The sequence below is a fragment of the Ideonella sp. P3_A4 genome, from assembly GCF_056403075.1.
This window is the reverse complement of the sequence record NZ_JBFUGE010000766.1, coordinates 1-2,564: the sequence shown is the minus strand read 5'-3', so window position 1 is coordinate 2,564 and position 2,564 is coordinate 1. Positions and strand designations below refer to the sequence as shown.

Below are 2,564 nucleotides of genomic sequence, written 5' to 3'. Positions count from 1 at the left end.
GCACCACCCAGCCCTCCTCCTGGAGGAGGGCTCCAGTCAGCATGACGAAGGCGAAGCGACGGCTCTCGTCATTCACTTCGGAGGCGCCCTCCTGGAGAGGGCTCGTGGGAGTCGAATGGAAAGCAGCCGGCGGCTGCGGCACTGATGGCCGTTAGGCGATCAGTGCACGCAGCCAGTCCGGCACCGGCACCGACTTGCCCGCCGGGAAATCCACCCACACCGTCGTCGCGCCGCCTTCGGCGTGGATGACGCCGGGCTGGTCGGTGCGCTCCAGCGTGATGAAGGTGTCGAAGCTGGTCCGGCCCAGATTGGCCACGTAGTGCTTGGCCAGCACATCGCCGGGGTATTCCAGCTGCTTGATGAAGTTGCAGAAGGCGTTGACGATCACCGGGCCTTGAGCCGACGGATCGGGCGCGCCGCCCACCTCGTGCAGCCACTGCACGCGGATGATCTCAAGGTAGCGGAAGTAGACGGTGTTGTTGACATGGCCCATCGCGTCCATGTCGCCCCAGCGGATGGGAATCACCATCTCATAGGTCAGCTTCTTGTCGGCCGGCAGTTCGAATCGCATCGCGTGGTCAGCCGAGTCCCAGCTCTGCCTTGACGGCGGCCAGGTCGGCCCGCAGCGCAGCCAGCTCATCGGACAAGCGCGTCACCTCGCCGCGCAGGGCCGCGACTTCGCCTGCCGTCACGCCGCCGCCGTCACCGGCGGCCGCGCCGTAGCCCGCGCTCGGCTGCACAGGCTCGCCGCACAGCAGGTGCGCCCAGCGCGCTTCGCGCTCGCCCGGCGCGCGGGCCAGCTTCACGACGCGGGCCGGCGGCTTGGTGGACAGCTCGTCCAGAAAACCTTCGACCGACGAGATGTCGGCAAAGCGATGCAGGCGTTCGCAGTTCAGCCGCAACTCAGCCGAGGTCTGCGGCCCGCGCAGCATCAGCACCGCCAGCAGCGCGACCGACTGGCTGGGCACGCCCAGCACGCGGCCCAGGTTGTGCTCGTAGCGCGCCACACGGCTGCCGCTGACTTCGAAGATCAGGTGCAGGTGCTTCAGGCTGTCGACCGCCACCAGCAGATCAGCCTCGCTCGCGTCCATCACCGGCGCGCGGGCCGTCTTCTGGTTGCAACCGGACTGCAGCGCGTTCAGCGACAGCGGGTAGGTGTCAGGGACGGTGTGCTGCTTTTCGACCAGCACGCCGAGCAAGCGCGCCTCCAGCGGCGTGAGGGTTCGCAACTCCATCGGCAGCGCGCTCACACCCCAAAACCATCATCGGCTTGAATGATCGCGCCATTGACGAAGTGGCTCTCCTTCGCGCACAGCGACAGCAGCATCAGGTCCAGGTCTTCCGGCTTGCCGATGCGCTTGCGCGGCATCATCTGCACCAGCTTCTGGCCGGCATCGGTCTGCCAATGGTGGTGGTTGATCTCGGTATCGATGTAGCCGGGGCAGATGCAGTTGACGTTGATGTCGTAGCGGCCCCATTCGAGCGCCATCGCGCGGGTCATGTGGATCACCGCGGCTTTGCTCATCGCATAGACGCCGATCTGGCTCAGCACGCGCACGCCGGCCATCGACGCGATGTTGACGATGCGCCCGCCGGTGAAGGTGCCCGGCGCCGCGCCGCGGGCCCGCGCAACCATGCGCTTGCCCACCTCTTGCGCGACGAAGAAGGCGCCGCGCACATTGGTGTCCATCACGTAGTCGAAGTCTTCTGGCGTCACCTCGAGCAGCTTCTGCGTCGTGCTGACACCAGCGTTGTTGATCAGCAGGTCCAGCGTGCCGACTTCGGTCTCGGCGTGGGCCACGCCGGCTCGGATGCTGACCGGGTCGCTCACGTCCATCGCCACCACGTGGGCGTCGCCGCCGGCGCCTTCGATTTCGGCGCGCAGCGTCTTCAGGCGCTCGACACGGCGAGCCGACAGCACCACCGCCGCGCCGGCCTTGGCCAACGTGCGGGCGAATTGCGCGCCCAGGCCACTGGATGCCCCGGTGATGAGGGCCACGCGGCCAGACAGATCGATGTTGTAGCTCATGGTTTTGGGCGCGCAGCGCTTTCGGCAAGGGAGCGAAAAGCGTAGCACGCCACGTCCGGCGCAGGCACGTCTCCCCTCACAGAGGTCGCCATCAACGCGTTGCGGCATCGAGGCCACAATAGAAAAGCACGACCGTTCTATTTTTGAACGCTGCCGCTAGAATGCCCCTCGCTCGGCCTGGGCGCTCACCCTGCGGCCCTGCTCGGACTCCGATTTGCGCGGCGCTACGCCGCAGGCCGCCCGGCCGCCGTCACCACTCGAAAGACCTGCCATGACCGCCCCCGAACTGCTTGCCCAATACGGCCCCCGCGAATCGATGGAATACGACGTGGTGATCGTCGGCGGCGGCCCCGCGGGCCTGGCCACGGCCATCCGGCTGAAGCAGCTGGCCGCTGAAAAAGGCGGCGAGGTCAACGTGGTGGTGCTCGAGAAAGGCTCCGAGCCGGGGGCACACATTCTCTCCGGCGCGGTGATGGACCCGCGCGCCATCAACGAGCTGTTCCCGAACTGGAAGGAACTCGGCGCCCCGCTGAAC

The 2,564-nt window shown here is 67.1% G+C and carries 4 protein-coding genes; 1 reads left to right on the top strand and 3 read right to left on the bottom strand.

Going from position 1 to position 2,564, the window contains the following annotated elements; genetic code table 11:
- Window positions 1-151 precede the first annotated feature (151 nt).
- Genes AC1DYI_RS32405 through AC1DYI_RS32395 form a run of 3 tightly spaced genes read right to left on the bottom strand, consistent with a single transcriptional unit; the run spans window position 152 to window position 2,029 of the window.
- Entirely contained in the window at window positions 152-571 is a 420-nt protein-coding gene (locus AC1DYI_RS32405) for an acyl-CoA thioesterase (protein ID WP_477208222.1), read from the bottom strand.
- Between the two features lie 7 nt (window positions 572-578).
- The gene (locus AC1DYI_RS32400) at window positions 579-1,235 is read right to left on the bottom strand and encodes a YceH family protein (RefSeq protein WP_477208223.1); all 657 of its coding nucleotides are present in this window, start codon (window positions 1,233-1,235) and stop codon (window positions 579-581) included.
- Window positions 1,236-1,246: 11 nt separating this feature from the next.
- A complete protein-coding gene (locus AC1DYI_RS32395; RefSeq protein ID WP_477208221.1) occupies window positions 1,247-2,029 on the bottom strand; it encodes an SDR family oxidoreductase in 783 nt (260 codons plus the stop codon).
- A 271-nt stretch (window positions 2,030-2,300) separates the two neighbouring features.
- Here AC1DYI_RS32395 and AC1DYI_RS32390 point away from each other — a divergent pair.
- Window positions 2,301-2,564 (top strand): NAD(P)/FAD-dependent oxidoreductase (locus AC1DYI_RS32390; protein ID WP_477208220.1); only part of this gene is annotated, 264 nt, incomplete at its 3' end.